The following is a 26248-nucleotide window of genomic DNA, read 5'->3' on the forward strand; positions in this document are numbered from 1 at the left end:
GGGAGCGGCTTTAGCCGCGAAAGGGCCGGTACAGGTTGCTTGAATAGTCCAAACCAACCCCGCTTTCGTCCAACTTTGCCGGCCAGCCACTGGCTAGGCTGGCCACTCCAGCACGAAGGAGTCACCCCATGAGTTACCTGTTCAGCCCACCGGCCGTCGTCAGCCTGCCCATCCGCGGCAGCGACACGCGCTTCCCGGTTGGCCGCGTGTTCTGCCTGGGCCGCAATTATCCCTGGCCTGAAACCTACGGCCCTGCCCCCTGCGAGCCGGTGTTCTTCATGAAGCCGGCAAGCAACGTGGTCGAGGCAACGGGCGAACTGCCCTTCCCGCCGCAGACCGACGAGTTCTGCCACGAGATCGAACTGGTCGCGGCCATCGCCAAGGGCGGTGCCGACATTGCCCCGGAACAGGCCCTGGAGCACGTATTCGGCTTTGCCGCCGGGCTTGACCTGACCCGCCGCGATCACCAGCGCAAGGCCAAGGCCGAAGGGCTGCCGTGGGAAGGCGCCAAGGTATTCGAAGCATCGGCACCGATGACCGCCATCGTTCCCGCCAGCGAATGCGCATGGCCGCTGGATGCGGCGTTGTGGCTGCAGGTCAATGGCCAGGAGCGCCAGCGTGCACACCTGAGCCAGCAGACCTGGGCATTGGCCGAAATCATCAGCCGGCTGTCACGCCAGCTGCCGCTGCGCCCGGGCGACCTGATCATGACCGGCAGCCCGCCCGGCGTGGCGCCGCTGAACCCGGGCGACACCCTTCACGCCGGCATCGATGGTATCGGCGAAATGCACCTGCGCGTCGGCCCCAGGCCTGCCGCACAAGCCGCCAACGCTGCCTGATCCCCTTGGAGTAACGAGATGAACCAGAACAAGAAAATCGCCTTGGTCACCGGCGCAGGCAGTGGCATCGGCCGCGCCGTTGCCCTCGCCCTGCTGGAAGACGGCTTCAGCCTGGTCCTTGCCGGGCGCCGTCTGGAGCCGCTGCAAGCAGTGGTCGAACAGGCACAGGCAGCGGGCGGTGAAGCCCTGGCCGTAGCCACTGACGTACGCGACGAACACAGCGTCGCGCAGCTGTTTGCCACCATCGAGGAGGTACACGGCCACCTCGACATCATCTTCAACAATGCCGGCATCAACGCCCCCGCCGTGCCGGTCGACGAACTGCCGCTGGAGAACTGGCGCAACGTGATCGCCACCAACGTCGATGGTGTGTTTCTCTGCGCCCGCGCCGCTTTCGGCCTGATGCGACGCCAACAGCCGCAAGGCGGGCGGATCATCAACAACGGCTCGATCTCGGCACACACCCCGCGCCCGTTCACGGCGCCCTACACCGCCAGCAAACATGCTGTGCTGGGCCTGACCAAAGCCCTGGCGCTGGATGGGCGGCCTTACAACATCGTCTGCAGCCAGGTGGACATCGGCAATGCCCTGACCGAGCTTTCCGAGCGGATGACCCGTGGCGTGCGCCAGGCCAATGGCGAAATTGCGGCCGAACCGATGCTCGACGTGCGCCATGTGGCCGACGCGGTGCGCTACATCGCCGCGCTACCGCTGGACGCCAACGTACTGAACATGACCGTGATGGCCAGCAACATGCCGTTCGTTGGCCGTGGCTGACCTGTTACTGATGGAGTGCCCCATGAAACCAGAAGTCCTGCAACTCAGCCCGATACTCATCCCGCAAATCCGTGAGCGCCTGGAGCAGTTGTTCACCGTTCACCGCTACTACGAACAGGCCGACAAGGATGCCTATGTCAGCCAGCACGCCGGCAACATTCGCGGCGTGATCACCGGCGGCCACACCGGCATCAGCCAGGCGCTGATGGCACGCCTGCCCAACCTCAAGGTGATCGCGGTGAATGGCGTCGGTACCGACGCGGTAGACCTGGCCTACGCCCGCGACCGCGGCATTCAGGTGACGGCAACCATCGGCGCCCTCACCGAGGACGTCGCCGATCTCGCCATGGGCCTGTTGATTGGCTTGTGCCGGGGGATATGCACCGGTGACCGCTTCGTCCGCGCCGGGCATTGGGCCACCAGTGCCACGCCGTTGGCACCGTTGCCTCTGGCTCGGCAGGTGTCGGGCATGCGCGTGGGCATTGTCGGCATGGGCCGGGTGGGTCGCGCGGTGGCGCAGCGGGCGGCGGCGTTTGGTTGCCCGATTCGCTACACCGATCTGCAGGCGCTGGATGTGCCCTACGGGTTCGAGGCAGACCTGCTGCAGCTGGCCAAAGACAGCGATGCACTGATCCTCGCGGCAGCGGCGGACAAGGGCGAGGCGCTGATCAATCGTGAGGTGCTGCGAGCGTTGGGCGCCGAGGGGTATCTGATCAACATCGCGCGCGGCAAGCTGGTGGATGAGCCAGCGCTGATCGCGGCACTGCAGGCCAACGAGATCGCAGGCGCGGCGCTGGATGTGTTTGCCGATGAACCGCGTGCACCAGAGGCACTGTTCGAGCGTGAGGATGTGGTGCTGCAGCCCCATCGGGCCAGTGCAACGGTGCAGACGCGTACGCGCATGGGCGAGATGGTAGTGGCCAGCCTGGTGGATGTGTTTGCCGGGCGCACGCCGCAGGGGTTGGTGATCTGAGCCGCCTGTGCCGGCCTCTTCGCGGGCTTGCCCGCTCCCACAGGTACGGCGCAGGGTTCGAGGTCTGTGCGGTTCCTGTGGGAGCGGGCGCGCCCGCGAAAGGGCCGGTACAGGCAGCAGATGAATGTCAGGCGACTGCCAACTCCACAGCCTCACCATTCAACCGCACCGGCCACACCCGCAACCGCTGCCCGGCATCCTCCAGGCACGCCCCGCTCTGCAAGCTGAAATGCTGCTTGTACAGCGGCGCCGCCACCACCAGCTCGCCCTGTACACTGCCCACCAGCCCGCGGCCAATGATGTTGGCGCCAGAACGCGGGTCGCGGTTGTCTACCGCGTACAGCGGCTGGGCCTGCCCTGGCAGGTAGAACAGCGCCACCTGGGCACCGTCCATCCACACCACAACACCGGAATCGGCCACCAGGTCTTGCGCCTGGCATACCGGCTGCCAGTTCTCACGGGTCTTCACAGCAGCATTGGACAGGTTCATCACACAGCCTCCTCGACAGTAGGGATCAGGTGCAGCGGTGCAGCAGGCCGGCGTTGTTCGCGTTCGCGCACAAAGTGCACGTCCGGGTCGGCACGCCGGTCGTTGACGAAGGTGCGGAAGCGCTTGAGTTTTTCCGGGTCGTTGAGGGCGTTGGCCCATTCGCATTCATACTGGTCGACCACATGCTGCATCTGCGCTTCCAGCTCGCCAGCCAGGCCCAGGCTGTCGTCGATGACCACCTGCTTCAGGTAGTCCAGCCCACCTTCCAGGTTCTCGCGCCACACCGAGGTACGTTGCAGCTTGTCGGCCGTGCGGATGTAGAACATCAGCACGCGGTCGATCAGGCGAACCAGCGTCTCGTCGTCCAGGTCGGTGGCGAACAGCTCGGCATGCCGTGGGCGCATGCCGCCGTTGCCGCACACGTACAGGTTCCAGCCCTTGTCGGTGGCGATCACGCCAATGTCCTTGCTCTGCGCCTCGGCACATTCGCGGGTGCAGCCCGAAACCGCGAACTTGAGCTTGTGCGGGCTGCGCAGGCCCTTGTAGCGGTCCTCCAGGCGCAGGGCCATGCCGACACTGTCCTGCACACCGTAGCGGCACCAGGTGCTACCGACGCACGACTTTACCGTGCGGGTCGACTTGCCGTAGGCGTGGCCGGTTTCGAAGCCAGCCTCGATCAGCTCGCCCCAGATCAGCGGCAGTTCGTGCAACTGGGCGCCGAACAGGTCGATGCGCTGGCCCCCGGTGATCTTGGTATACAGGTCGTACTTCTTCGCCACCTGGCCGATGACGATGAGCTTGTCGGGGGTGATTTCACCACCCGGTATGCGTGGCACCACGGAGTAGGTGCCGTTCTTCTGCATGTTGGCCATGAAGGTGTCGTTGGTGTCCTGCAGGGGCACCAGCGCCGGGTCCATGATCGGCTGGTTCCAGCACGAGGCGAGGATGTTGCCGACCGCCGGCTTGCAGATGTCACAGCCTACGTGGCCCTTGCCGTGGCGTTCGAGCAGTTCGCTGAAGGTGCGGATACCTTCCACGCGCACCAGCCCGTACAGCTCCTGACGGGTGTAACCGAAGTGTTCGCACAGGCTCTTGTCTACCGCAACACCACGGGCGGTCAGTTCGTGCTCGAACACCTGCTTCAGCAGCGCCGCGCAACCTCCGCAACCGGTGGCGGCCTTGGTGCAGCCCTTGACCGCAGCCAGGTCGCTGCAGCCGCTGTCGATGGCAGCGCAAACCGCGCCTTTGCTGACGTTGTGGCACGAGCAGATGGTCGCGCTGTCGGGCAGTGCATCGGCGCCCAGGGCCGGCGCGCCACCGCCTTGCGGCAGAATCAGCGCGGCCGGGTCGGCCGGCAGGGTAATGCCGTTCTGGGCGTATTGCAGCAGGGTGTCGTAGTAGCTGTTGTCACCCACCAGCACCGCGCCGAGCACATGCTTGCCGCTGGCATCCACCACCAGCCGGCGGTAGGCGCTGTTGGCTTCGTCGATGAAGCGGTAACTGCGCGCACCTGGCGTGGCGCCATGGGCATCGCCAATCGAGCCGACATCCACGCCCAGCAACTTGAGCTTGGTCGACATGTCGGCGCCGGTGAACGCAACTGCCGCCTCCCCCATCAGCAACGCAGCCAGGTTGCGCGCCATGCTGTAGCCCGGGGCAACCAGGCCGAACACGCTGCCGTTCCACGAAGCGCACTCGCCAATGGCAAAGATGCGCGGGTCGCTGCTGCGGCAATGGTTGTCGATCACGACCCCGCCACGCGTGGCGATGTCCAGGCCACAGGCTCGGCCCAGGGCATCCTGCGGGCGAATACCGGCAGAGAACACGATCAGGTCGGTTTCCAGGTGCTCACCGCCGTCGAAGTTCATGCGGTAGCGGTACCCTTCACCCGCGCTGATCGACTGGGTGGCACGTGACAGGTGCACACCCACGCCCAGCGCCTCGATCTGCGCCTTGAGCGCGGCACCGCCCTCGCCGTCCAGCTGTACCGGCATCAAGCGCGGGGCAAACTCCACCACATGGGCTTCCAGGCCCAGCGACTTGAGCGCGTTGGCGGCCTCCAGGCCGAGCAGGCCACCGCCAACCACCACGCCACGGCGGGCACTGGCAGCGGCGGCGCGGATGCCGTCGAGGTCGTCGAGCGTGCGGTAGACCAGACAGGCGTTGCCGCTGGAGCCTTCGATCGGCGGCACGAAGGGATAGGAACCGGTGGCCAGCACCAATTGGTCATAGCCATAACGGCCTTCGGCGGTAACCACCTCGCAGCGCTCGCGGTCGATTGCCAGCACGGCCTCACCGAGGTGCAGGTGCACGCCATTGGCGGTGTAGAAATCGTGCTCGCACAGGGCCAGGGTTTCGGCACAGCTGCCGCCGAAGTACTCGGACAGGTGCACGCGGTCGTAGGCGCGCTGGCGCTCTTCGCCGAACACCCGCACCTCGAAGCGCTGCAAGGCGCCACGGCTGACCAGTTGCTCGACACAGTGGTGGCCGACCATGCCGTTGCCGACGATGACCAGGCGCTCTCGTTGCCCGCTGCTCGCTGTTGCCTTCATATGCCGATCCTCGATCAAAAAAAAAGCGCCTGGAGCCGAAGCTCCAGGCGCCTTTGCCTGTATTCATCACGGTAGGGGGCCCGGGTTGATCGCCATTGATCAGTGGGCTTTGTTGTATCTGGGGTAAAGCAGGGAGTGTGCCAAGCCTGTTTCCTGTGCTGGCCTCTTCGCGGGCACGCCCGCTCCCACAGGGATCTCCACGGTTTTCCAGGTTTGCGCTGTACCTGTGGGAGCGGGCGAGCCCGCGAAGAGGCCGGCACTGTCAATGCACATTCAAAGTGCACAACACCCCAACTTGGAGCACTCAGTACACATCCCGCCGATAACGCCTGGCCTTGCCCAGATCGTCGACATAAGCCGCAGCCGCCGCTACATCCATCCCGCCATGCTCGGCCACGATCACCCGCAACGCCGCATCCACATCCTTGGCCATGCGCTGCGCATCACCACACACATAGAAGTACGCCCCCGCCTGCAGCCATTGCCACAGCTGTGCGCCCTGCTCGATCATGCGCTGCTGCACATAGATCTTCTCCGCCTGGTCACGCGAAAACGCTGTGTCCAGGCGCAAGTGCCCGGCTTTCTGCCAGGCTTCCAGCTGCTCTTGGTAATAAAAGTCGGTGGCCGCGTACTGCTCACCGAAGAACAGCCAGTTGCCGCCTTGCGCCCCGCGCGCCTCACGCTCTTCGAGGAAGGCGCGGAAAGGGGCGATACCGGTACCGGGGCCGACCATGATCACCGGCACATTGTCGTCCTCCGGCAGGCGAAAATGCTTCGAAACCTGCGGGAAGATCGCCACCTTCAGCGCCTGCGCACGGTCGGCCAGGAAGCTTGAGCACACCCCCTTGCGTTCGCCATAGCGCACCGTCGACACCGTCAAATGCACCTGCTGCGGATGCGCCAGCGGACTGGAGCTGATCGAGTAGAGACGCGGCTGCAACGGTTTGAGCAACGCCAGCCAACTGGCCAGTGGCAACTGCTGGGGAAAGGCGCGCAGCACATCGACCAGTTGCCGCCCCCACAGCCAGTCCTGCAGCTCGGCCTTGCACTCGGGTTGCAGCAGCCGCTGCAGATCGGGCGCATTGCCTGCGAATGCCTGAAGTTGTTGCGGGGTGACCTTGGCAATTTCCAGATGGCTGCGCAGGGCTTCGGCCAGTGGCATGGCAGGCTGGCCCTTCAGCTCGACCATGACCTGACCATCGAGCTGCATCAGCGCCAGCAGTTCCTCGACCAGGGCCGGGCAGTTGCACGGCCACACGCCCAAGGCATCACCGGCGGCATAAGTGAAGCCGCTACCGCTCAGGTCGAAGACCATCTGGCGGGTTTCCTTGCTGGCACCGGGGCCGTTGAGCAGGCGGTTTTCCAGCAGGCTGGCGGCCCAGGGTTGCTGTTTGCTGTAGGCCGTCACAGCCGCAGGTTCAGTTGCCGGCTGCGGCGCTGCGACGCTGCCCAGCGACGGCAGCAAAGCGTCGAGCCAGCCGGCGAAGGCTTCGTCGAAGTCCGGCTCGCAGTCCACCCGTTGCAACAGGCGCCGCCCACCCAGCTCGGCCAGGCGCTGGTCGAGCTTGCGGCCAAAACCGCAGAACTGGTCGTAACTGGAGTCGCCCAGGGCCAGCACGGCATAAGACAGCTCGGCGCAGTGGGCGCCCTCCTCGCCCTGCAACGCCTGCCAGAATGCCCCGGCGCTGTCGGGCGCGTCGCCATCGCCAAACGTGCTGGCGATCAGCAGCACGCTGGCGGCGCCTTGTAGCTGGCGCGGGCTGACCGCCTCCATGCAACTGAGCTGCACGTCCAGGCCGGCACCGCGCAAGTGTTCAGCACAGCGCTGGGCCAACAGCTCGCCGTTACCCGTCTGCGAGGCCCACAGCACTTGATGCCGTGGTGCCGACAACGCCGCAGCGGGTAACACCGTGGGCTGGGCAAACAGACCGGCAAGCAAGCCGTCGACGAACAACCGGCGGCTGGCTGCCAACGGTGCACTGGCCGGCAGGCTGGGCAGGCCATCGGCACGGCTCTGCTCCAGGCCCAGCAGGAAACCTTGCAGGTAATGACGCTCTTCCTCGGCCAGCACCGGGGCTGGCAGGGTGTCCAGGCCAAGCAGACGAGACAGGGTGGCAGTCGGCATATGGGCTGGCTCCGCAATGGCAGTGTTCAGTTCAAGGGCTTCGATACGCTCGCCTGCAACCCGTTCCAGGGCCACGGCGCAGTGTTTGAAGGCGGGCTGCAGCGACAACGGGTCGACCGCATCGCAGGTAACGGCATTGATTGCCAGTTGCTCGCCGACCAGGTCGTTCCAGTGGAACGGCGCAAAGCAGTTGCCGGGCATGACCCGGTCGCTGAGGCGTGCCGGCAGCACGGCACGGCCGCGACGAGAGCGAATGGCCACCTGGTCTTTTTCAGCAACGCCCAGCCGGGCGGCATCTTCGGGGTGGATTTCGACGAAGGGGCCGGGCTCCAGCTTGTTCAACGACGGCACCTTGCCGGTCTTGGTCAGGGTGTGCCACTGGTGCTGCACACGGCCGGTGTTCAACACCATGGGGTAGTCGTGATCCGGCAACTCGGGTGCCGGCAACCAGGGCCGGGCGAAGAAGCGGGCCTTGCCGCTGGCGGTGGGAAAGGCCAGCGCCGGGCGCTCACCCTCACTATCGTGGAACAGCACCTGGCTGCTGCCATCGTTCAGGTAGCGCAAGGGGCTGCGGTCGCTGGCACGGCCAGGCGCGCAAGGCCACTGGTGCGGATGCTGGCGCAGTTGGGCATAGCCGATGCCACGCAGATCGTAGCCGGTGGCAGGGTTGTGGAAGCGGCGGATTTCCTCATACACCGCCTCGGCATCGGGGTAGTCAAAGGCATCGCGATAACCCATGGCGCAGGCTACCCGGGCGATGATCTGCCAGTCGGGCAGGCTCTGCCCTGGCGCTTCGACGGCGCGTGGCATCAAGGTAAGGTTGCGTTCGCTGTTGATCATCACGCCCTCGCCTTCGGCCCACAGCGCGGCAGGCAGCAGGATGTCGGCGTAGCGGTTGGTTTCGGTGTCGAGGAAGGCGTCCTGGGTAATCACCAGTTCGGCCTGATGCAGGCCGTCGATCACTTGCTGGCGGTTGGCGACACTGGCCACCGGGTTGCTGCAGATGATCCAGCAGGCTTTCACTTCACCGGCTTTCATCTGTTCGAACAACGCTACCGTACCCTCGCCGCCTTCGCTGCGCAGGCTGCCCGATGCCAGTTGCCACTGCTGCTCGACAAAGGCGCGGTCAGCCTCCACCAGGGCCGAGCGCTGGCCCGGCAGGCCGGGCCCCATGTAGCCCATCTCGCGGCCACCCATGGCATTGGGTTGGCCGGTCAGCGAAAACGGCCCGCTACCGGGTCGGCAGATTGCGCCGGTGGCCAGGTGCAGGTTGCAGATTGCATTGCTGTGCCAGGTGCCGTGGATGCTCTGGTTCAGGCCCATGGTCCAGCAACTCATCCAGTTGCTGGCGCTGCCGATCCATTCGGCGGCCTTGATGATATCGGCCTCGGCCAGCCCGGTGATGGCGGCCACGCGCTCGGGGTTGTAGTCGTCGAGAAAGGCTGGCAGTTCGTCCCAACCTTCGGTGTAGCGGGCAATGAAGGCGGGGTTGGTGTGGCCGTTGCGGTGCAGCAGGTGCAACAGGCCGTTAAGCAAGGCCATGTCACTGCCGGGGCGCACCTGCAGGAACAGGTCGGCCTTGTCGGCGGTGGCACTGCGGCGTGGGTCGACGACGATCAGCCTGGCGCCGGCCTTGACCCGGTCGAGCAGGCGCAGGAACAGGATCGGGTGACAGTCGGCCATGTTGGCGCCGATGACCAGGAACACATCGGCGTGCTCGAAGTCCTGATAGCTCCCGGGGGGGCCGTCTGCACCGAGCGACAGCTTGTAGCCACTGCCTGCGCTGGCCATGCACAGGCGCGAGTTGGACTCGATATGGCGCGTGCGGATAAAGCCCTTGGCCAGTTTGTTGGCCAGGTACTGGGCCTCCAGCGACATCTGCCCGGACACGTACAGCGCAACCGCGTCGGGGCCGTGCTGGTCGATGATGCCGCGCAAGCGTGTGGCAGTTTCGGCGATGGCCTTGTCGATGCCGGTGCGCACCGGCTGCTGGTTACGCAGCTGGCGTACATAGGCGTCCTCCATGCGCCCGACGGCGGTCAGCGGCAGGTGTGCGGTGAGGCCTTTGGTGCAGAGGCGGCCGAAGTTGCTGGGGTGTTGCTTGTCACCGCTGACCTTGCTGACCCTGCCATCGGCAACGCTCATGACGATGCCGCAGCCCACGCCACAATAGGGGCAGACGCTGCGTACTTCGCTGTTGGCCATGGGCGGGCTCCCGTTTCAGGCATGCAAAAGGCGCCGGCTGCCCCGGGCTTGCTGAGCAAGCGGGGCAACACGGCGCCTTTGTCGTGGGGTTTTGGGGGCTGTCGACGTTGATGGCCCGGGATGAAGAGTAAGTCAGCAATTAATGGGCCAGCTGTGCCGGCCTCTTCGCGGGCACGCCCGCTCCCACAGGGATATCGCTGTGCCTGAGGCCGGTGCTGTACCTGTGGGAGCGGGCATGCCCGCGAAAGGGCCGGCACAGGCTACGCACCATGCGGTGGCAACCTCACATCCGCTGGCGCTATGCTGGGGCAAATTCCAGCATGAGCAACTGCACTCCCGTTATGTCCCAGGTGATCCTCAAGACCCCCGCCCAACTCGACCTGATGCGCCGCGCCGGCCAACTGCTGGCGCAGGTGTTCGCCGAGCTCGACAGCTTCATCCGCCCCGGCATCACAACGATGCAAATCAACGACCGCGCCGATGCGTTCATCATCAACACACTCAAGTCGCGGCCAGCGAGCAAGGGGCAGTATGGTTTCCCCTACTCACTCAATACCTCGGTGGACCACGTTGTGTGCCACGGCATACCCAAGGTCGATGAGGTGCTGAAAGAAGGCTCGATCATCAACGTCGACATTACGCTGGAGCAAGGTGGTTACATCGCCGACTCGTCAAAGATGTACTGCATCGGGCCAGTCAGCGACGAGGCCCGGCGCCTGGTCGACACCACCTATGACGCGCTGTGGAAAGGCATCGAGCAGGTACGCCCAGGGGCCACGCTGGGCGATATCGGCCATGCCGTGCAAACCCATGCCGAGGCCGCGGGCTACAGCGTGGTGCGTGAATATTGCGGGCATGGTATCGGCCAGCAGATGCATGAAGGGCCGGAGGTGCTGCACATCGGCCAGCGCAGCATGGGCATGAAGCTGAAGCCGGGGATGGTGTTTACCATCGAGCCAATGATCAACCAGGGTGGGCGTGGCACGCGCACGTTGAAAGATGGCTGGACGGTGATTACCCGGGACCACTGCCTGTCGGCACAGTGGGAACACACGGTGGCGGTGACTGAAGACGGGTTTGAAGTGCTGACGTTGCGCGAGGAAGAGCGCTGAAGGTGAAATCGCAGGCACAAAAAAAGCGACCCTAAGGTCGCTTTCTTTGTTACTTCCGGGTGTTCAGTAGGCCCTGGAAGTGGAATATGGCGCAGCGGACGGGACTCGAACCCGCGACCCCCGGCGTGACAGGCCGGTATTCTAACCGACTGAACTACCGCTGCGCTATACATCGAGTGGTGGGTGATGACGGGATCGAACCGCCGACCCTCTGCTTGTAAGGCAGATGCTCTCCCGGCTGAGCTAATCACCCATGTCTCTCGGTGTGGCGCGCATTCTACGGGCGGTTTTGCGGTCTGGCAAGCACTTATCGCAGTTTTTTCAAAAAACGATCAAGCAGCAAATTTCAGGCACAAAAAAAGCGACCCTAAGGTCGCTTTCTCTGTTACTTCCGGGTGTTCAGTGGGCCCTGGAAGTGGAATATGGCGCAGCGGACGGGACTCGAACCCGCGACCCCCGGCGTGACAGGCCGGTATTCTAACCGACTGAACTACCGCTGCGCTATACATCGAGTGGTGGGTGATGACGGGATCGAACCGCCGACCCTCTGCTTGTAAGGCAGATGCTCTCCCGGCTGAGCTAATCACCCTTCGTCTCGGTGTGGCGCGCATTCTACGGACGGCCCTGCACCCTGGCAAGCACTTTTTAAACTTTTTTCAAAAAAAACCTCATGCCTTTCAAAGACCTAGCGTTGCCGGGTGTTTCAGTGAGCGATAAGCCGCTGCTGGCCCTGTGACAGGGCTGGCCTCAGATCACTACACGGAGAATAATGCCCGCCTTATGCATTAAGGAGAGTTGCCCCTCATGTGGTTCAAGAACCTGCTGACCTACCGCCTGACCCAGGAAGTCCCGTTCGAGCCTGAAGCGCTGGAGGCAGCCCTGGCCAGCAAGCCGGCCCGCCCCTGCGCCAGCCAGGAGCTGACCACCTATGGTTTCGTTGCGCCGTTCGGCAAAGGCGAAGACGCTCCTCTGGTGCATGTCAGCGGTGAGTACCTGCTGATTGCCGCACGCAAGGAAGAACGCATCCTGCCGAGCAGCGTGGTCAACGACGCGGTCAAGGAAAAGGTCGAGGAGATCGAGACCGAGCAGATGCGCAAGGTCTACAAGAAGGAGCGCGACCAGATCAAGGACGAGATCATCCAGGCCTTCCTGCCGCGCGCGTTCATCCGCCGCTCGATGATCTTTGCCGCCATCGCCCCGCGCCAGGGCGTGATCCTGGTGAACTCGGCCAGCGCCAAGCGTGCCGAAGACCTGCTGTCGACCCTGCGTGAAGTAATGGGCTCGCTGCCGGTGCGCCCGGCCACGGTGAAAATTGCTCCGGTTGCCACCATGACCGACTGGGTCAAGTCGCAGCAGGCTGCCGAAGGCTTCCATGTGCTGGACGAATGCGAACTGCGCGACACTGCCGAAGACGGCGGCATCGTGCGCTGCAAGCGCCAGGACCTGACCAGCGAGGAAATCCAGCTGCACCTGAGCACTGGCAAGGTGGTCACCCAGCTGGCCCTGGCCTGGCAGGACAAGCTGTCGTTCATCCTGGACGACAAGATGGTAATCAAGCGCCTGAAGTTCGAAGAGCTGCTGCAGGAGCAGGCCGAACAGGACGGTGGTGATGAGGCGGCGCAGCAGTTCGATGCCAGCTTCCAGTTGATGATGATGACCTTTGCCGAGTTCCTGCCGGTGCTGTTCGAGGCGCTGGGTGGGGAGGAGATTCCGCAAGGGGTCTGAGGTGTCTTGAAATGCCGGTGCTGGCCTGGAAGTAATTTTTCGCCAGTACCGGCCTCTTCGCGGGCAAGCCCGCTCCCACAGGTACGCCACAGCTTTCAGAATCTGTTGCGTGCCTGTGGGAGCTGGCTTGCCAGCGATAGGGCCCTTGAAATTCACACAGCCATAAATAGAAAAGGAATTGCCCTCTATGCGTGCCCTCGCCGCCCTCAGCCGCTTCGTCGGCAATACCTTTGCCCTGTGGGTGCTGGTATTTGCCGTACTCGCCTTCCTGCAACCGCAATGGTTCATCGCCCTCAAGGTCGCCATCGTGCCGCTGCTGGGCCTGGTGATGTTCGGCATGGGCCTCACCCTCAAACTGGACGACTTCGCCGCCCTCGCCCGCCAGCCCTGGCGGGTGATGCTGGGGGTGGTCGCGCACTTCGTGATCATGCCGGGCATGGCCTGGCTGCTGTGCCAACTGTTCCACCTGCCGCCGGAAATTGCCGTGGGCGTGATCCTGGTTGGCTGCTGCCCGAGCGGCACGGCATCGAACGTGATGGTATGGCTGTCCCGCGGGGACCTGGCGCTGGCTGTGGCAATCGCTGCGGTCACCACCCTGCTGGCCCCGCTGCTGACCCCGGCGCTGATCTGGTTCCTGGCATCGGCCTGGTTGCCGGTGTCCTTCATGGACATGTTCTGGTCGATCCTGCAGTTGGTGATGCTGCCGATCGTGCTCGGCGTTGTCGCCCAGCGCTTGCTCGGCGCCCGGGTGCAGGCGGCGGTGCAGGTGCTGCCGTTGGTGTCGGTGGTGAGCATCGTGATGATCGTGTGCGCAGTGGTGGCGGCCAGCCAGGCGAAGATTGCCGAGTCGGGGCTGCTGATCATGGCGGTGGTGATGCTGCACAACACCTTCGGCTATCTGCTGGGGTACCTGACCGGCAAGCTGTGCAAACTGCCCCTGGCCCAGCGCAAGTCGCTGGCGCTGGAGGTGGGCATGCAGAACTCCGGGCTGGGGGCAGCATTGGCGGCGGCGCACTTTTCGCCGCTGGCGGCAGTGCCGAGTGCGTTGTTCAGTGTTTGGCACAATATTTCCGGGGCGCTGCTGTCGACCTGGTTCCGGCGGATGGGTGAAGCTGGGGTTGAGGGTGATGAGGGGGAACCAGTCAGGCATTGATGTGGGCTGTGCTGGCCTCTTCGCGGGCACGCCCGCTCCCACAGGATTCCCACAGGGCTGAACATTGTGCGATTCCTGTGGGAGCGGGCGTGCCCGCGAAAGGGCCAGCACAGGCTTGCCCAGAACCTTCCAGGTGGGCACTATAATGCCCACTGTGAGGACGACCTCACGACGCACCGCGTGACCATTCCGGGGACGGCCCCATCATTCAAACGATGGAGACACACCTATGTCCTGGATCATCCTGTTCTTCGCCGGCCTGTTCGAGGTCGGCTGGGCCGTTGGCCTGAAATACACCGACGGCTTCAGCAAGCCGATTCCTACCGTGCTTACTGTCGGTGCCATGGTCATCAGCCTTGGCCTGCTGGGCCTGGCCATGAAAGAGCTGCCGCTGGGCACCGCCTATGCCATCTGGACTGGCGTTGGCGCAGTCGGCACGGTCATCGCCGGCATCATCCTGTTCGGCGAGTCCATGGCGCTGGTACGCCTGGTCAGTGTGGCGCTGATCGTCTGCGGCCTTGTCGGCCTGAAAGTCAGCGCCAGCTGAGCCCCCCCGTCTAGCGCAGGTCGCCACGCAGGCGGCTGACCTGCTCACGCAACAACTCTGGCTGCGCCGCCTCCACCGGGATGGCGGCGCCCGCCACGATGGTTACCCTCGACCACAGCCGCTTGAAGAAGCCCTTGGCCGGGTCGCGACTGAAGAAACTCCCCCACAGCCCCTGCAATGCCAATGGGATCACCGGCACCGGCGTCTCCTCAAGGATACGGTTGACGCCGCCCTTGAACACATCGATCTCGCCGTCGCCGGTCAGTTTGCCTTCCGGGAAAATGCACACCAGCTCACCATCGGCCAGGTATTGGGCAATGCGTGCGAAAGCGCGTTCGTAGATGGCAAGGTCTTCATTGCGCCCGGCAATCGGGATGGCGCCCGCCGTGCGGAACACAAAGTTGAGCACCGGCAGGTTGTAGATCTTGTAGTACATGACAAAGCGGATCGGCCGGCGGATCGCCCCGCCCAGCAGCAGGGCATCGACGAATGAAACGTGGTTGCACACCAGCAGCGCCGCACCTTCATCGGGGATGCGCTCCAGATCACGGTGCTGCACACGGTACATCGAGTGGCTGAGCAGCCAGATCAGGAAGCGCATGGTGAACTCTGGCACGATCCTGAAGATGTAGGCGTTGACCGCGATGTTGAGCAGCGACACCACCAGAAACAGCTGCGGGATAGTGAAACCTGCCAGCCCCAGCAGGATGATGGTGAGTACCGCCGACACCACCATGAACAGGGCATTGAGGATGTTGTTGGCGGCGATCACCCGGGCGCGCTGGTCTTCGGCCGTGCGGGCCTGGATCAGTGCATACAGCGGCACGATATAGAAGCCGCCGAACACCCCAAGGCCGACGATTGACAGCAGAATCCACCAGGCCTGGCTCATGCCCAGCAGCGTCAACCAGTCGTGCGGGGCCCCTGCTGCCGGCACATCGCCGGAGTGCCACCACCACAGCAGGCCGAACAGGGTCAGGCCGAACGAGCCGAACGGCACCAGGCCGATTTCCACCTTGCGCCCGCTAAGCCGTTCGCACAACAGCGACCCCAGGGCAATGCCCACCGAGAACAGGGTCAGCACCAGGGTCACCACCGTGCCGTCGCCGTGCAGCCAGTCTTTGGCGTAAGCCGGGATCTGCGTGAGGTAGATGGCACCGACGAACCAGAACCACGAGTTGCCGACAATCGAACGCGATACCGCAGGTGTCTGGCCAAGCCCCATGCGCAGGATGGCCCACGACTGCTTGAAGATATTCCAGTCCAGCGGCATGTGCGGCGAAGCGGCAGCGGCCCGCGGTATCCAGCGGCTGGCCAGGTAGCCGAGCACCGCAGTGCCGACCACGCCGCCGGCCACCACCGTGGCGTAGCTATCGGCCGACATCATCACCCCGGCACCGATGGTGCCGGCAAGGATGGCCAGGAAGGTGCCTGTTTCCACCAACCCGTTGCCGCCGACCAGTTCTTCTTCGCGCAGCGCCTGCGGCAGGATCGAGTACTTCACCGGGCCGAACAACGCCGAGTGGGTACCCATGCCGAACAGCGCCACCAGCATCAGCGCCAGGTGGTTGGTGATAAAGCCCAGTGCACCGATGGCCATGATGACGATCTCGGCCAGCTTGATTGCACGGATCAGCGCGTCCTTGGCGAACTTCTCGCCAAACTGCCCGCCCAGCGCCGAGAACAGGAAGAACGGCAGGATGAACAGCAAGGCGCACAGGTTGACCCAGATCGAACGGTCACCGTCGCCCAGGCTGAGCTTGAACAGGATCGCCAGGATCAGCGACTGCTTGAACAGGTTGTCGTTGAAGGCACCCAGCGACTGGGTGATGAAAAACGGCAGGAAGCGCCGCTTGCCGAGCAAGGTGAATTGCGAGGAGTGACTCATCGTCCTTGGTCCTGAGGGCTTTTCAATTGGAGGCGCGCCGGGGGCGTCAGGCCACAAATCTGCATGGAAAATGCCTTGGCTGGCAAGCATGGCGACTCAGGTGCGGGCCTGTACTGGCCCCTTCGCGGGCAAGCCCGCTCCCACAGGTACTGCACAAACCTCAGGGATTGTGCAGTACCTGTGGGAGCGGGCTTGCCCGCGAAGAGGCCGGAACAGGCGCTACATCATTCGAAACCGAACAGTGCCCGTGCAGTATCCACCAACAACGCCCGGCGCAACTCCCCCGTACAGCCCAGCGCCTCGAACTGTTCTACGGCGGCAGCGAAACTCACCGCCGATTCGTGCTGGGTATGTGGCCAGTCACTGCCCCACATCAACCGCTCGGCCCCGTAATGGGCTTCCAGCGCGCACAGCGCCTGGCGGGCGAAGACCAGGTTCTCTTGCGGCGAACCTTCCAGCCGGTAGATGCCTGAGACCTTTACCCATACCCTGCCCCGCCCCCCCAGTGTCAGCAGTTCGGCAAAGCCCGGCTGGCCCAGACCACGGCGAGCATCAGGTCGGCCGAAATGGTCGATGACAATGTCCAGGCCATAAGGCTCAAGCGCCCGCACCAGTGCCGGAATGTCCGCCACATGGCGGTGCAACTCCAGGTGCCAGCCCTGCTCGCCAATACGTTCCAGCAAGGGCCGCCACTGGGCGCCGGTGAGGTCGGGCAACGCCTGGCCCATGAGGTTCAGGCGCACGCCCCTTACGCCTAGCCGGGCCATCTCATCCAGCGTCTCGCGCTCGACGTCCTGCTCCAGCATCACTACCCCGCGCAACTGCCCCGGCACCGTTTGCAGGGCACTGAGCAGGTAGCGGTTATCGGTCCCCAGGAAGCTGGGCTGAACCAGCACGCCATGGCTGAAACCATGGACCAGCAACTGGCCCAGGTAATCACCCAGCGGCGCATCGTAGCTGGGCGCATAACGCCGTTCGCTGGCCAGGTTCAGCCCACGGCTGAACACGTGGGCATGGCTATCGATGGCGGTCAGGTGTAAAGCAGGAGCGTCAGGCATGGTTCTCATACAAACAAAGTCAGGTTACTTGGCGACCGCGTCGGCCATTTGCGGCGCAGGTGCAGGTTCAAGGTTGCGCCCGCGGGTTTCCGGCAGGCACAGGGCGGCGATCACGGCCACGCCATAGGCAATGCCGGCATCGATGCCGATGGCACTGCCCAGCGACATCGACTCGCTCATGTGGCCCACCAGGAACGGGAACACCGCCGACAGCACACGGCCGAAGTTGTAGCAGAAGCCCACCCCGGCGCCGCGCACATCTGCCGGGTAAAGCTCATTGAAGAATGCCCCCAGGCTGGCCGGGATGCCGGCGGCGAAGAAGCCCAGCGGGAAGCCGAGGAACAGCATCTGCGTATTGCTCAGCGGGAAGAACACGTAGGCCTGAACGGTCAGCACACAACATAGCGCGAACAGCAGGATGTTCTTGCGCCGACCGATACGGTCGATCAACAGGCCGCTGACCACGCAACCACACCAGAACGCCAGGATGATCACCGCCAGGTAGCCACCGGAGTTCAGCACCGAGAGGTTGCGTTCGGTCTTGAGAAAGGTCGGCAACCAGGTCATCACCGCGTGGTAACCGCCATGGGCACCCAGGCCGAGCAAGCCGCCAAGCAGGGTCACGCGTAGCAGTTCCGGGCGGAAGATGCCGGCCATGGACTTGAGGAAGCTGACCGGGATGGCCTTTTCCTTCTGCAGGCGCTGGAAGCTGTCTGGCTCGGGCACGTTGCGGCGTACCCAGATGATCAGCAGCGACGGCAACAGGCCGACAAAGAACATCACCCGCCAGGCAAATTCCTGCGGTACCAGCGAGTAGATCAGCGTGAACAGCGCCACCGCCAGGCCCCAACCCACGGCCCAGGCACTCTGCACCGTGCCCATGACCTTGCCGCGGTATTTGGGGTTGATGGTTTCGGCCATCAGCACCGCGCCCGCAGCCCATTCGCCACCAATGCCGAAGCCTTGCATGGCCTTGACGAACAACAGCGGATAAAAGCCGGTGACGAACGCCGAAAGGAAGGTGAAGAAGGAAAACCAGAGAATCATCCATTGCAGGGTGCGCACGCGACCATAACGGTCGGACAAGGTGCCGCCCAGCCAGCCGCCGATTGCCGACGTTACCAGGGTCAGGCCACTGATCAGGCCGGCGTCGCCCTTGCTCAGGGAAAACGCGGCGATCAGCGCGGGAATGGCCAGGCCGAACATCTGCACTTCCAGGGCATCGAGTGACCAGCCGCCGAAACAGGCCCAGAACGTCTTGCGTTCCCGTGAGGTGATCTGGCGATACCAGCTGAACATGATTTTTATCCTTCTAGTTGTGTGTTACGGGCAGGCGAAGCCACTGCGCCGTGGCAGCACGGCGCAGGCAGGTACAAGGGTGACGCGGCCGGCTTAGCGGATGTCGATGCGGTAGCGGAAGTGCTGCGCATGGCCGCGCGAGCGGCGCCACTCAAGCGGCTTGCCAGCGTAGTCACGGGCCAGACGCTCGATCACCACCACCGGGCTGTCAGCCGGCAGTTGCAACAAACGGCCATGCACCGCGTCGACCGCTTCGGCGGTGAGGGTTTCTTCGGCATAGGCCACTACCTGACCGCACAATTCTTCGTAGATCGGGTACAGCAGCGGGCCCTTGCTGTTCAGGTCCACGTCCAGCAACGGCTGGAAGGTCTGGCGCGGCAGCCAGATTTCTTCGGCCAGCACCGGTTGAGCGCCGAGCAGTCGGGTACGGACAATGCGGATCACTTCGGCTTCCACCGGCAAGCCCAGGGCCTCGGCCACCGCCGATGGCGCCGCCAGCGGCTCGATGGAGAGGATGCGGCTTTGCGGCACTACACGCTCGCCATTGGCGGCCTCGAAGCGGAAGAAGCGGAACAGCGAAGACTGAAACTGCGGGCGGCGTATGAAGGTGCCGCGGCCCTGCTGACGCTCCAGCACGCCTTCGGCCACCAGCACATCGACGGCCTTGCGCACGGTGCCGACCGACATGTCGAACTCGGTGGCCAGGGCAGCTTCGGTCGGGATCGCCTCGCCCGGGCGCCAGCGGTTATTGGCGATCTGCTCGACCAGGTGGTCGCGCAGCTGTTGGTAGCGGGGCAGTCGAGCATCACCGGTCAATGGGTGCATGGGTCTCGCTCTCGTCTTGTTATATAAACATATATATGAATTTTGGCAGAGTATTCCGCGTGGCCGGCAGGCTGTCAATCCTCCACCTGTCGAGAACTCCGCATGGGATTCTTCGCGGGCGCGCGCGCTCCCACAGTCTTCGCATCGGCGCACTAACTGTGGGAGCGGGCATGCCCGCGAATGGCCTGCGCAGCAGGCCACTGTTGGCATATGCTTGAGCCCGGCAAACCAGAACAACAAGGACGTGGCAATGCTCGCCGCCATCAAGCGCTACCCGCACACCGTTCGCCTGCTGCTCACTACCACCTTCACCCTCACCGTCGCCCGTGCCCTCACCCTGCCCTATCTGGTGGTGTACCTGGCCGACAACTTCCAGCTGCCGATCAGCCAGATCGGCCTGCTGATCGGCGGCGCGCTGATCATCGCCTCGCTGCTGAGCCTGTATGGCGGCCACCTGGTCGACACCTTGCGCAACCACACGCTGGTCAGCGCCAGCACCTTGCTGTTCGCGCTGGCCTTCGTCGGCGCTGTCGCCAGCCGTTCGGCGTTGCTGTTCTTCCTGTGCCTGGTGTTGATCAACCTGGCCCTGGCAGTGGTCGACATCGCCGCCAAGGCGGGCTTTTGCGCCTTGCTGCCGGTGGAGGAACGGGCTGAAGTGTTCGCCATCAAGTACACCCTCAGCAACGTCGGCTACGCCGCAGGCCCGTTGCTGGGCGTGGCCATGCTGGAGCTGGACGACCACATGCCGTTCATTGCCTCGGCCCTGCTTGGCCTGGGCATGTGCCTGGCCTACTGGCGCCTGGGCGACCGCAGCCTGGAAGCCGGCGTAGCCGACAAACCCGGTGCAGGTTTCGGCCAGGTGGTCATGGGGCTGGCCCGGGACCGGCGGCTGGTGTGCTTTACCCTGGGCGGGGTGCTGAGCGCAGTAGTGTTCGGCCAGTTCACCGCCTATCTGTCGCAGTACCTGGTGGTGACCACCAGCCCGGCCGAGGCCGCACGGCTGGTGGGCTATCTGGTCACCACCAACGCGGTCACGGTGATTGCCTTGCAGTACCTGATCGGCCGGCGTATCAGCCGGCAGCGCCTGATGCCCTGGTTGCTGGCGGGCATGGGCCTGTTCATTGCCGGGCTGCTGGGGTTTTCATTGGCGGGCTCGGTTCTGGCGTGGTGCCTGGCGATGCTGGTGTTCACGCTGGGCGAGATCATCGTGATTCCGGCCGAGTACATGTTCATCGACCTGATTGCACCGGAGCAGCTGCGCGGGGTGTATTACGGAGCGCAGAACCTGTCCAACCTGGGGGCGGCGCTGGGGCCGGTGATGGTGGGGTTTGCCCTGGTGCATTTGTGGCCGGGGGCGATCTTCTACCTGCTGGTGTTGTCGGTGATACTGGCGGGGGTGTTTTACGGGCTGGGTACCCGCAGGGGTTGATGTTGGCTGTAATGGCCTCTTCGCGGGCACGCCCGCTCCCACAGGGTTATCACTGGCTTCAAGACTTGCATTGAACCTGTGGGAGCGGGCATGCCCGCGAAGAGGCCCGTACAGGCCTGCGACCACCTGCCGCTGCGACTATCGTCGGCGCTGACGAAGCAGCGCCTGCGTGCCAGACTGACTGATCGGGACCGCGTTACCTTTTTTGCTTCGGAGTCTTCATGTCGTTGTCCAGCGGGCTGATCGCCGTGGTCGCCCTGGCCTATATGGCCGTCATGTTCGCCATCGCCTTCTATGGCGACCGCCGCAGCACGCCGTTGCCGCCGAAGCTGCGTGCCTGGGTGTACAGCCTGTCGCTGGCCGTGTACTGCACCAGCTGGACCTTCTTCGGCGCGGTCGGCCAGGCCGCCGAACAGCTCTGGGCGTTCCTGCCGATCTACCTGGGCCCGGTGCTGCTGCTGGTCTTCGCGCCCTGGGTGCTGCAGAAGATGGTGCTGATCAGCAAGCAGCAGAACATCACCTCGATCGCCGATTTCATCGCTGCGCGCTACGGCAAGTCGCAAAGCCTGGCGGTGGTGGTGGCGCTGATCTGCCTGATCGGCGTGCTGCCGTACATTGCCTTGCAGCTCAAAGGCATCGTGCTGGGCGTGAATCTGTTGATCGGCGCCAACGCCGACGCCACCGGCACACGCGTGCAGGACACCGCGCTGGTGGTATCGCTGGTGCTGGCGCTGTTCGCCATCGTGTTCGGTACGCGCAGCCTGGACGTGACCGAGCACCACCGCGGCATGGTGCTGGCGATTGCCTTCGAGTCACTGATCAAGCTGCTGGCGTTCCTGGCCGTGGGCATTTTCGTGGTCTTCAACTTGTATGACGGTTTCGACGACCTGTTCAACCAGGCCCGCCAGTCGATCCACTTGCAGGACTATTGGCAAGAAACCATCAACTGGCCGTCGATGGTGGTGCAAACCGCCGTGGCGATGATGGCGATCATCTGCCTGCCGCGGCAGTTCCACGTCACCGTGGTGGAGAACATCGAACCCCAGGACATGCGCCTGGCGCGCTGGGTGTTCCCGATGTACCTGGCACTGGCGGCGCTGTTCGTGGTGCCGATTGCCCTGGCCGGGCAGATGCTGCTGCCGGGCACGGTGATTTCCGACTCGTTCGTCATCAGCCTGCCGCTGGCCGAGGCGCACCCGAGCCTGGCCCTGCTGGCATTCATTGGCGGCGCTTCGGCAGCCACCGGCATGGTCATCGTCGAGGCCGTGGCGCTGTCGACCATGGTGTCCAACGACATGCTGCTGCCCTGGCTGCTGCGCCGCAACAACGCCGAGCGGCCGTTTGAAGCGTTCCGCCACTGGATGCTGTCGGTGCGCCGGGTAACCATCGTGGTGATCCTGCTGCTGGCGTATGTCAGCTACCGCCTGCTGGGCTCCACCGCAAGCCTTGCGACCATTGGCCAGATCGCCTTCGCCGCCGTCACCCAGCTCACCCCGGCCATGCTCGGGGCGCTGTACTGGAAGCAGGCCAACCGCCGCGGCGTGTTCGCCGGCCTGGCCGCAGGTATCTTCCTGTGGTTCTACACCCTGGTGCTGCCGATTGCCGCGCATAGCCTGGGCTGGTCGCTGCAACTGTTCCCGGGGCTGGCGTGGCTGCACGGCAACCCGCTGAACCTGCCGATCAGCCCGCTGACCCAGGGCGTGGTGCTGTCACTGGCGGGCAACTTCACCCTGTTTGCCTGGGTCTCGGTGCTGTCGCGTACACGGGTTTCCGAGCACTGGCAGGCCGGCCGCTTCATTGGCCAGCAAACCGCGCGGCCCAGCAGCAAGCCGCTGCTGGCGGTGCAGATCGACGACCTGCTGACCCTGGCCTCGCGCTTTGTCGGCGAAGAGCGCGCGCGCCAGAGCTTCATCCGCTTCGCCTACCGCCAGGGCAAAGGGTTCAACCCCAACCAGAATGCCGATGGCGACTGGATCGAGCACACCGAGCGCCTGCTGGCAGGGGTACTGGGCACCTCCTCGACCCGCGCCGTGGTCAAAGCCGCCATCGAAGGCCGCGACATGCAGCTGGAAGACGTGGTGCGCATCGCCGACGAAGCCAGCGAGGTGCTGCAGTTCAACCGCGCCCTGCTGCAAGGCGCCATCGAGAACATCAACCAGGGCATCAGCGTGGTCGACCAGAACCTGCACCTGGTGGCCTGGAACCGGCGCTATCTGGAGCTGTTCAACTACCCTGACGGGCTGATCAGCGTAGGCCGGCCGATTGCCGACATCATCCGCTATAACGCCGAGCGCGGCCTGTGCGGCCCTGGCGAAGCGCAGGTGCATGTGGCACGGCGCCTGCACTGGATGCGACAGGGCCGGGCGCATTCCTCCGAACGGCTGTTCCCCAATGGCCGGGTGATCGAGCTGATCGGCAACCCGATGCCAGGCGGCGGCTTCGTCATGAGCTTTACCGACATCACCCCGTTCCGCGAGGCCGAGCAGGCCCTGCGCGATGCCAACGAAGGCCTGGAGCAACGGGTGGCAGAGCGTACCCACGAACTGTCGCAGCTGAACCAGGCATTGTCCGAAGCCAAGAGCCAGGCCGAAGCGGTAAGCAAGTCCAAAACCCGCTTTCTGGCGGCTGTCAGCCATGACCTGATGCAACCGTTGAACGCGGCTCGGCTGTTCTCCGCCGCCTTGTCGCAGCAGGCCGAGGGCATGAACGATGAGGCCCGGCAACTGGTGCAGCACATGGACAGCTCGCTGCGCTCGGCCGAAGAGCTGATCAGCGACCTGCTGGACATCTCGCGCCTGGAAAACGGCAAGATCACCCCGGATGCCAAGCCCTTCGCCCTCAACGAGCTGTTCGACACCCTGGGGGCAGAATTCAAGGTACTGGCCGCCGAAAAAGGCCTGGAGTTCCGCCTGCGTGGCAGCCGTTTGCGGGTGGACAGCGACATGAAGCTGCTGCGCAGGGTACTGCAGAACTTCCTCACCAATGCCCTGCGCTACGGCAAGAGCCCGATCCTGCTGGGCGCGCGCCGCCAGGGCGAGCGGCTGTGGCTTGAGGTGTGGGACCGCGGCCCCGGTATTGCCGACGACAAGCTGCAGGTGATCTTCCAGGAATTCAAACGCCTGGACAGCCACCAGACCCGCGCCGAAAAAGGCCTGGGCCTGGGCCTGGCGATCGCCGACGGCTTGTGCCGGGTGCTGGGGCACCGGCTGGAAGTGCGGTCATGGCCGGGCAAGGGCACGGTGTTCCGTGTCAGCGTGCCGATTGCCCGTCAGGCCGCCCCGGCGCCAAGCGCCCCGGTTGAACAGGGTGGCCAGCCGCTGGCCGGCCTGCAAGTGCTGTGCGTGGACAACGAAGACAGCATCCTGATCGGCATGAACAGCCTGCTCAGCCGCTGGGGTTGCCAGGTATGGACTGCACGCAACCAGGCCGAATGCGAGGCCTTGCTGGCCAAGAGCATGCGCCCGCACCTGGCGCTGGTGGATTACCACCTGGACGACGGCGAGACTGGCACCGGGCTGATGGGCTGGCTACGTGCGCGCTTGGCTGAACCGGTGCCAGGTGTGGTGATCAGTGCCGACGGCAGCAAGGAAACCATCGCCATGGTGCATGCGTCCGGGCTGGACTACCTGGCCAAGCCGGTCAAGCCGGCGGCCCTGCGCGCCCTGCTCAATCGCCATCTGAGCCAGGTTCAGTAAGGGCTGCGTCCGGCACCTCGTCGGAAAGTGCCCGCTCCAGCAAGTCTGCCGGCAGGCTCTTGCTGGCGCGGGCGCCCAGTAGCTTCAGCTGTTCGCTGCGGCTGACCAGGTTGCCGCGCCCTTCGCACAGCTTGTTGCGGGCAGCGGCGTAGGCCTTGTCCACCTGCTGCAGGCGGCTGCCCAGCTCGTCCAGGTCCTGGATGAACAGCACGAACTTGTCGTACAGCCAGCCGGCGCGCTCGGCAATTTCCCGGGCGTTCTGGCCTTGGCGCTCCTGCTTCCACAGGCTGTCGATCACCCGCAAGGTAGCCAGCAAGGTAGTGGGGCTGACGATGACGATCTGCCGGTCGAAGGCTTCCTGGAACAGGTTCGGCTCGGCCTGCAGGGCCGCGGAAAAGGCTGCCTCGATGGGCACGAACAGCAGCACGAAATCCAGGCTGTGCAGGCCTTCGAGGCGGTTGTAGTCCTTGCTCGACAGGCCTTTGACGTGGCTGCGCAGCGACTGCACGTGCTGCTTGAGTGCAACCTCGTCGTTGCCGGCGACATACTGCTGATACGCCGTGAGGCTGACCTTGGCATCCACCACCACCTGCTTGTCGCCGGGCAGCATGATCAGCACATCGGGCTGGAAACGTTCGCCGTCAGCGCTTTTCAGGCTCACCTGGGTCTGGTACTCGCGGCCCTTTTCCAGGCCGGCATGTTCCAGCACCCGCTCGAGAATCAGCTCGCCCCAGTTGCCTTGGGTTTTCTGGCCCTTCAGGGCCTGGGTGAGGTTGGTCGCCTCATCGGACAGGCGCAGGTTGAGCTGTTGCAGGCGCTCCAGCTCCTTGCCCAGGGAAAAGCGTTCGCGAGCTTCCTGCTGGTAGCTTTCTTCAACGCGTTTTTCGAAGGACTGGATGCGCTCCTTGAGCGGGTCGAGCAACTGGCCCAGGTGCTGCTGGCTGGTCTGGGCGAAGCGCTGCTCGCGCTCGTCGAAGATCTTGGTGGCCATGTCGGCAAACTGGGCCCGTAGCGTGTCGCGGGCCTCCTGCAGGTCATCCAGGCGTTGCTGGTGGCTTTCCTGCTGCTCGCGCAGCTCGGCCTCAACGCGCGCGGCCTGCGCCTCCAGGCGGCGCAGCTCGGCTTCACGATTGGCGCGCTCCAGGCTCCAGGCATGCGCAGCGTCACGGGCGTTATCGCGGTCGATCTGCAGCAGCTCCAGTTCGCGGCCCTGGGCGGCAAGCTGGGCCTGCTTGACGGCGTTGGCTTCGCTGAGGTCGCTGACTTCATCGCGGCTCGCCTCCATCTGCGCCTGTAGGCCCGCCTGGGCCAGCTGGGCTGCGTTGAGGCGCTCTTCGAGCAAGGCCTGTTCGCCTTGTCGTGCGCCCTGGCGGCGCTGCACCTGCATGACCCACCCCAGGCAGGGTAATGCACCTGCCACCAAGCCCAGCAGAATGCTGGCCAGATCCACTGTCATGCTTACCCCGATCGCTCTGTTGCAAATTGAGTGCAGCTTATCAGCCTGGCTGGGGTGTTGCCTGTGCTGGCCTCTTCGCGGGCATGCCCGCTCCCACAGG

At 64.4% G+C, this 26248-nt stretch carries 17 protein-coding genes and 4 tRNA genes; 9 read left to right on the plus strand and 12 right to left on the minus strand.

Annotated elements, in window-relative coordinates:
- Positions 1-128 precede the first annotated feature (128 nt).
- Genes ACIQUI_RS21125 through ACIQUI_RS21135 form a run of 3 tightly spaced genes read left to right on the plus strand, consistent with a single transcriptional unit; the run spans position 129 to position 2589 of the window.
- Positions 129-839, plus strand: a complete 711-nt coding sequence (locus ACIQUI_RS21125) for a fumarylacetoacetate hydrolase family protein (protein ID WP_403202415.1) — start codon at positions 129-131, stop codon at positions 837-839.
- Between the two features lie 18 nt (positions 840-857).
- Complete coding sequence (locus ACIQUI_RS21130; protein WP_403202417.1) at positions 858-1616, plus strand: SDR family oxidoreductase; 759 nt, start codon at positions 858-860, stop codon at positions 1614-1616.
- 22 nt (positions 1617-1638) lie between these two features.
- Positions 1639-2589, plus strand: coding sequence for a 2-hydroxyacid dehydrogenase (locus ACIQUI_RS21135; RefSeq protein ID WP_403202419.1), 951 nt, complete (start codon positions 1639-1641; stop codon positions 2587-2589).
- A gap of 127 nt (positions 2590-2716) precedes the next feature.
- Here the strand turns inward: ACIQUI_RS21135 and nirD are convergent, their stop codons facing one another.
- The 3 genes from nirD to ACIQUI_RS21150 form a co-directional block, all read right to left on the minus strand.
- Positions 2717-3079 carry a nitrite reductase small subunit NirD gene (gene nirD / locus ACIQUI_RS21140; RefSeq protein WP_403202421.1) on the minus strand — a complete coding sequence of 121 codons (363 nt, stop codon included), beginning with the start codon at positions 3077-3079 and terminating at the stop codon, positions 2717-2719.
- A complete protein-coding gene (nirB, locus tag ACIQUI_RS21145) occupies positions 3079-5631 on the minus strand; it encodes a nitrite reductase large subunit NirB (protein ID WP_403202423.1) in 2553 nt (850 codons plus the stop codon). Before nirB ends, nirD begins: the two co-directional genes overlap by 1 nt.
- A 304-nt stretch (positions 5632-5935) precedes the next feature.
- Complete coding sequence (locus ACIQUI_RS21150; protein WP_403202425.1) at positions 5936-9961, minus strand: molybdopterin-dependent oxidoreductase; 4026 nt, start codon at positions 9959-9961, stop codon at positions 5936-5938.
- A gap of 320 nt (positions 9962-10281) precedes the next feature.
- Here ACIQUI_RS21150 and map point away from each other — a divergent pair, with 320 nt between their 5' ends.
- Positions 10282-11073, plus strand: a complete 792-nt coding sequence (map, locus tag ACIQUI_RS21155) for a type I methionyl aminopeptidase (RefSeq protein WP_403202427.1) — start codon at positions 10282-10284, stop codon at positions 11071-11073.
- An 87-nt stretch (positions 11074-11160) separates the two neighbouring features.
- On the opposite strand, the gene ACIQUI_RS21160 is transcribed toward map, so the two are convergent.
- The 4 genes from ACIQUI_RS21160 to ACIQUI_RS21175 form a co-directional block, all read right to left on the minus strand.
- Positions 11161-11237 (minus strand) — tRNA-Asp (locus ACIQUI_RS21160).
- A 13-nt stretch (positions 11238-11250) separates the two neighbouring features.
- A tRNA-Val gene (locus ACIQUI_RS21165) sits at positions 11251-11326 on the minus strand.
- Positions 11327-11496: 170 nt separating this feature from the next.
- A tRNA-Asp gene (locus ACIQUI_RS21170) sits at positions 11497-11573 on the minus strand.
- Positions 11574-11586: 13 nt separating this feature from the next.
- Positions 11587-11662, minus strand: a tRNA-Val gene (locus tag ACIQUI_RS21175).
- A 215-nt stretch (positions 11663-11877) separates the two neighbouring features.
- Between ACIQUI_RS21175 and rdgC the strand changes: the two genes are divergently transcribed.
- From rdgC to sugE, 3 genes are all read left to right on the plus strand, one after another.
- Complete coding sequence (rdgC, locus tag ACIQUI_RS21180) at positions 11878-12798, plus strand: recombination-associated protein RdgC (protein WP_403202429.1); 921 nt, start codon at positions 11878-11880, stop codon at positions 12796-12798.
- A gap of 187 nt (positions 12799-12985) precedes the next feature.
- Positions 12986-13951 carry a bile acid:sodium symporter family protein gene (locus tag ACIQUI_RS21185; protein ID WP_403202431.1) on the plus strand — a complete coding sequence of 322 codons (966 nt, stop codon included), beginning with the start codon at positions 12986-12988 and terminating at the stop codon, positions 13949-13951.
- A gap of 229 nt (positions 13952-14180) precedes the next feature.
- Positions 14181-14498 carry a quaternary ammonium compound efflux SMR transporter SugE gene (sugE, locus tag ACIQUI_RS21190; RefSeq protein ID WP_012270979.1) on the plus strand — a complete coding sequence of 106 codons (318 nt, stop codon included), beginning with the start codon at positions 14181-14183 and terminating at the stop codon, positions 14496-14498.
- Positions 14499-14508: 10 nt separating this feature from the next.
- Here sugE and ACIQUI_RS21195 read toward each other — a convergent pair whose 3' ends face one another.
- From ACIQUI_RS21195 to ACIQUI_RS21210, 4 genes are all read right to left on the minus strand, one after another.
- Positions 14509-16386: a 1-acyl-sn-glycerol-3-phosphate acyltransferase gene (locus tag ACIQUI_RS21195; RefSeq protein WP_403202433.1), complete on the minus strand. Its 1878-nt coding sequence runs from the start codon at positions 16384-16386 to the stop codon at positions 14509-14511.
- Positions 16387-16610: 224 nt separating this feature from the next.
- Positions 16611-17444, minus strand: a complete 834-nt coding sequence (locus tag ACIQUI_RS21200) for an amidohydrolase family protein (RefSeq protein WP_403202435.1) — start codon at positions 17442-17444, stop codon at positions 16611-16613.
- Between the two features lie 24 nt (positions 17445-17468).
- Positions 17469-18743 (minus strand): MFS transporter, encoded by a 1275-nt coding sequence (locus ACIQUI_RS21205; protein WP_403202436.1) that lies wholly within the window; start codon positions 18741-18743, stop codon positions 17469-17471.
- Positions 18744-18836: 93 nt separating this feature from the next.
- Positions 18837-19568 carry a GntR family transcriptional regulator gene (locus ACIQUI_RS21210; protein WP_403202438.1) on the minus strand — a complete coding sequence of 244 codons (732 nt, stop codon included), beginning with the start codon at positions 19566-19568 and terminating at the stop codon, positions 18837-18839.
- Between the two features lie 250 nt (positions 19569-19818).
- On the opposite strand from ACIQUI_RS21210, the gene ACIQUI_RS21215 reads away from it, so the two are divergent.
- Positions 19819-20997, plus strand: a complete 1179-nt coding sequence (locus ACIQUI_RS21215) for an MFS transporter (RefSeq protein WP_403202440.1) — start codon at positions 19819-19821, stop codon at positions 20995-20997.
- 221 nt (positions 20998-21218) lie between these two features.
- Positions 21219-24692, plus strand: a complete 3474-nt coding sequence (locus tag ACIQUI_RS21220; RefSeq protein WP_403202441.1) for a NahK/ErcS family hybrid sensor histidine kinase/response regulator — start codon at positions 21219-21221, stop codon at positions 24690-24692.
- On the opposite strand, the gene rmuC is transcribed toward ACIQUI_RS21220, so the two are convergent.
- Positions 24664-26034 carry a DNA recombination protein RmuC gene (gene rmuC, locus ACIQUI_RS21225; RefSeq protein ID WP_403202466.1) on the minus strand — a complete coding sequence of 457 codons (1371 nt, stop codon included), beginning with the start codon at positions 26032-26034 and terminating at the stop codon, positions 24664-24666. The genes ACIQUI_RS21220 and rmuC overlap by 29 nt on opposite strands.
- Positions 26035-26248 lie beyond the last annotated feature (214 nt).

Source organism: Pseudomonas sp. NPDC090592 (assembly GCF_044769185.1).
Taxonomy (GTDB): Bacteria; Pseudomonadota; Gammaproteobacteria; order Pseudomonadales; family Pseudomonadaceae; genus Aquipseudomonas.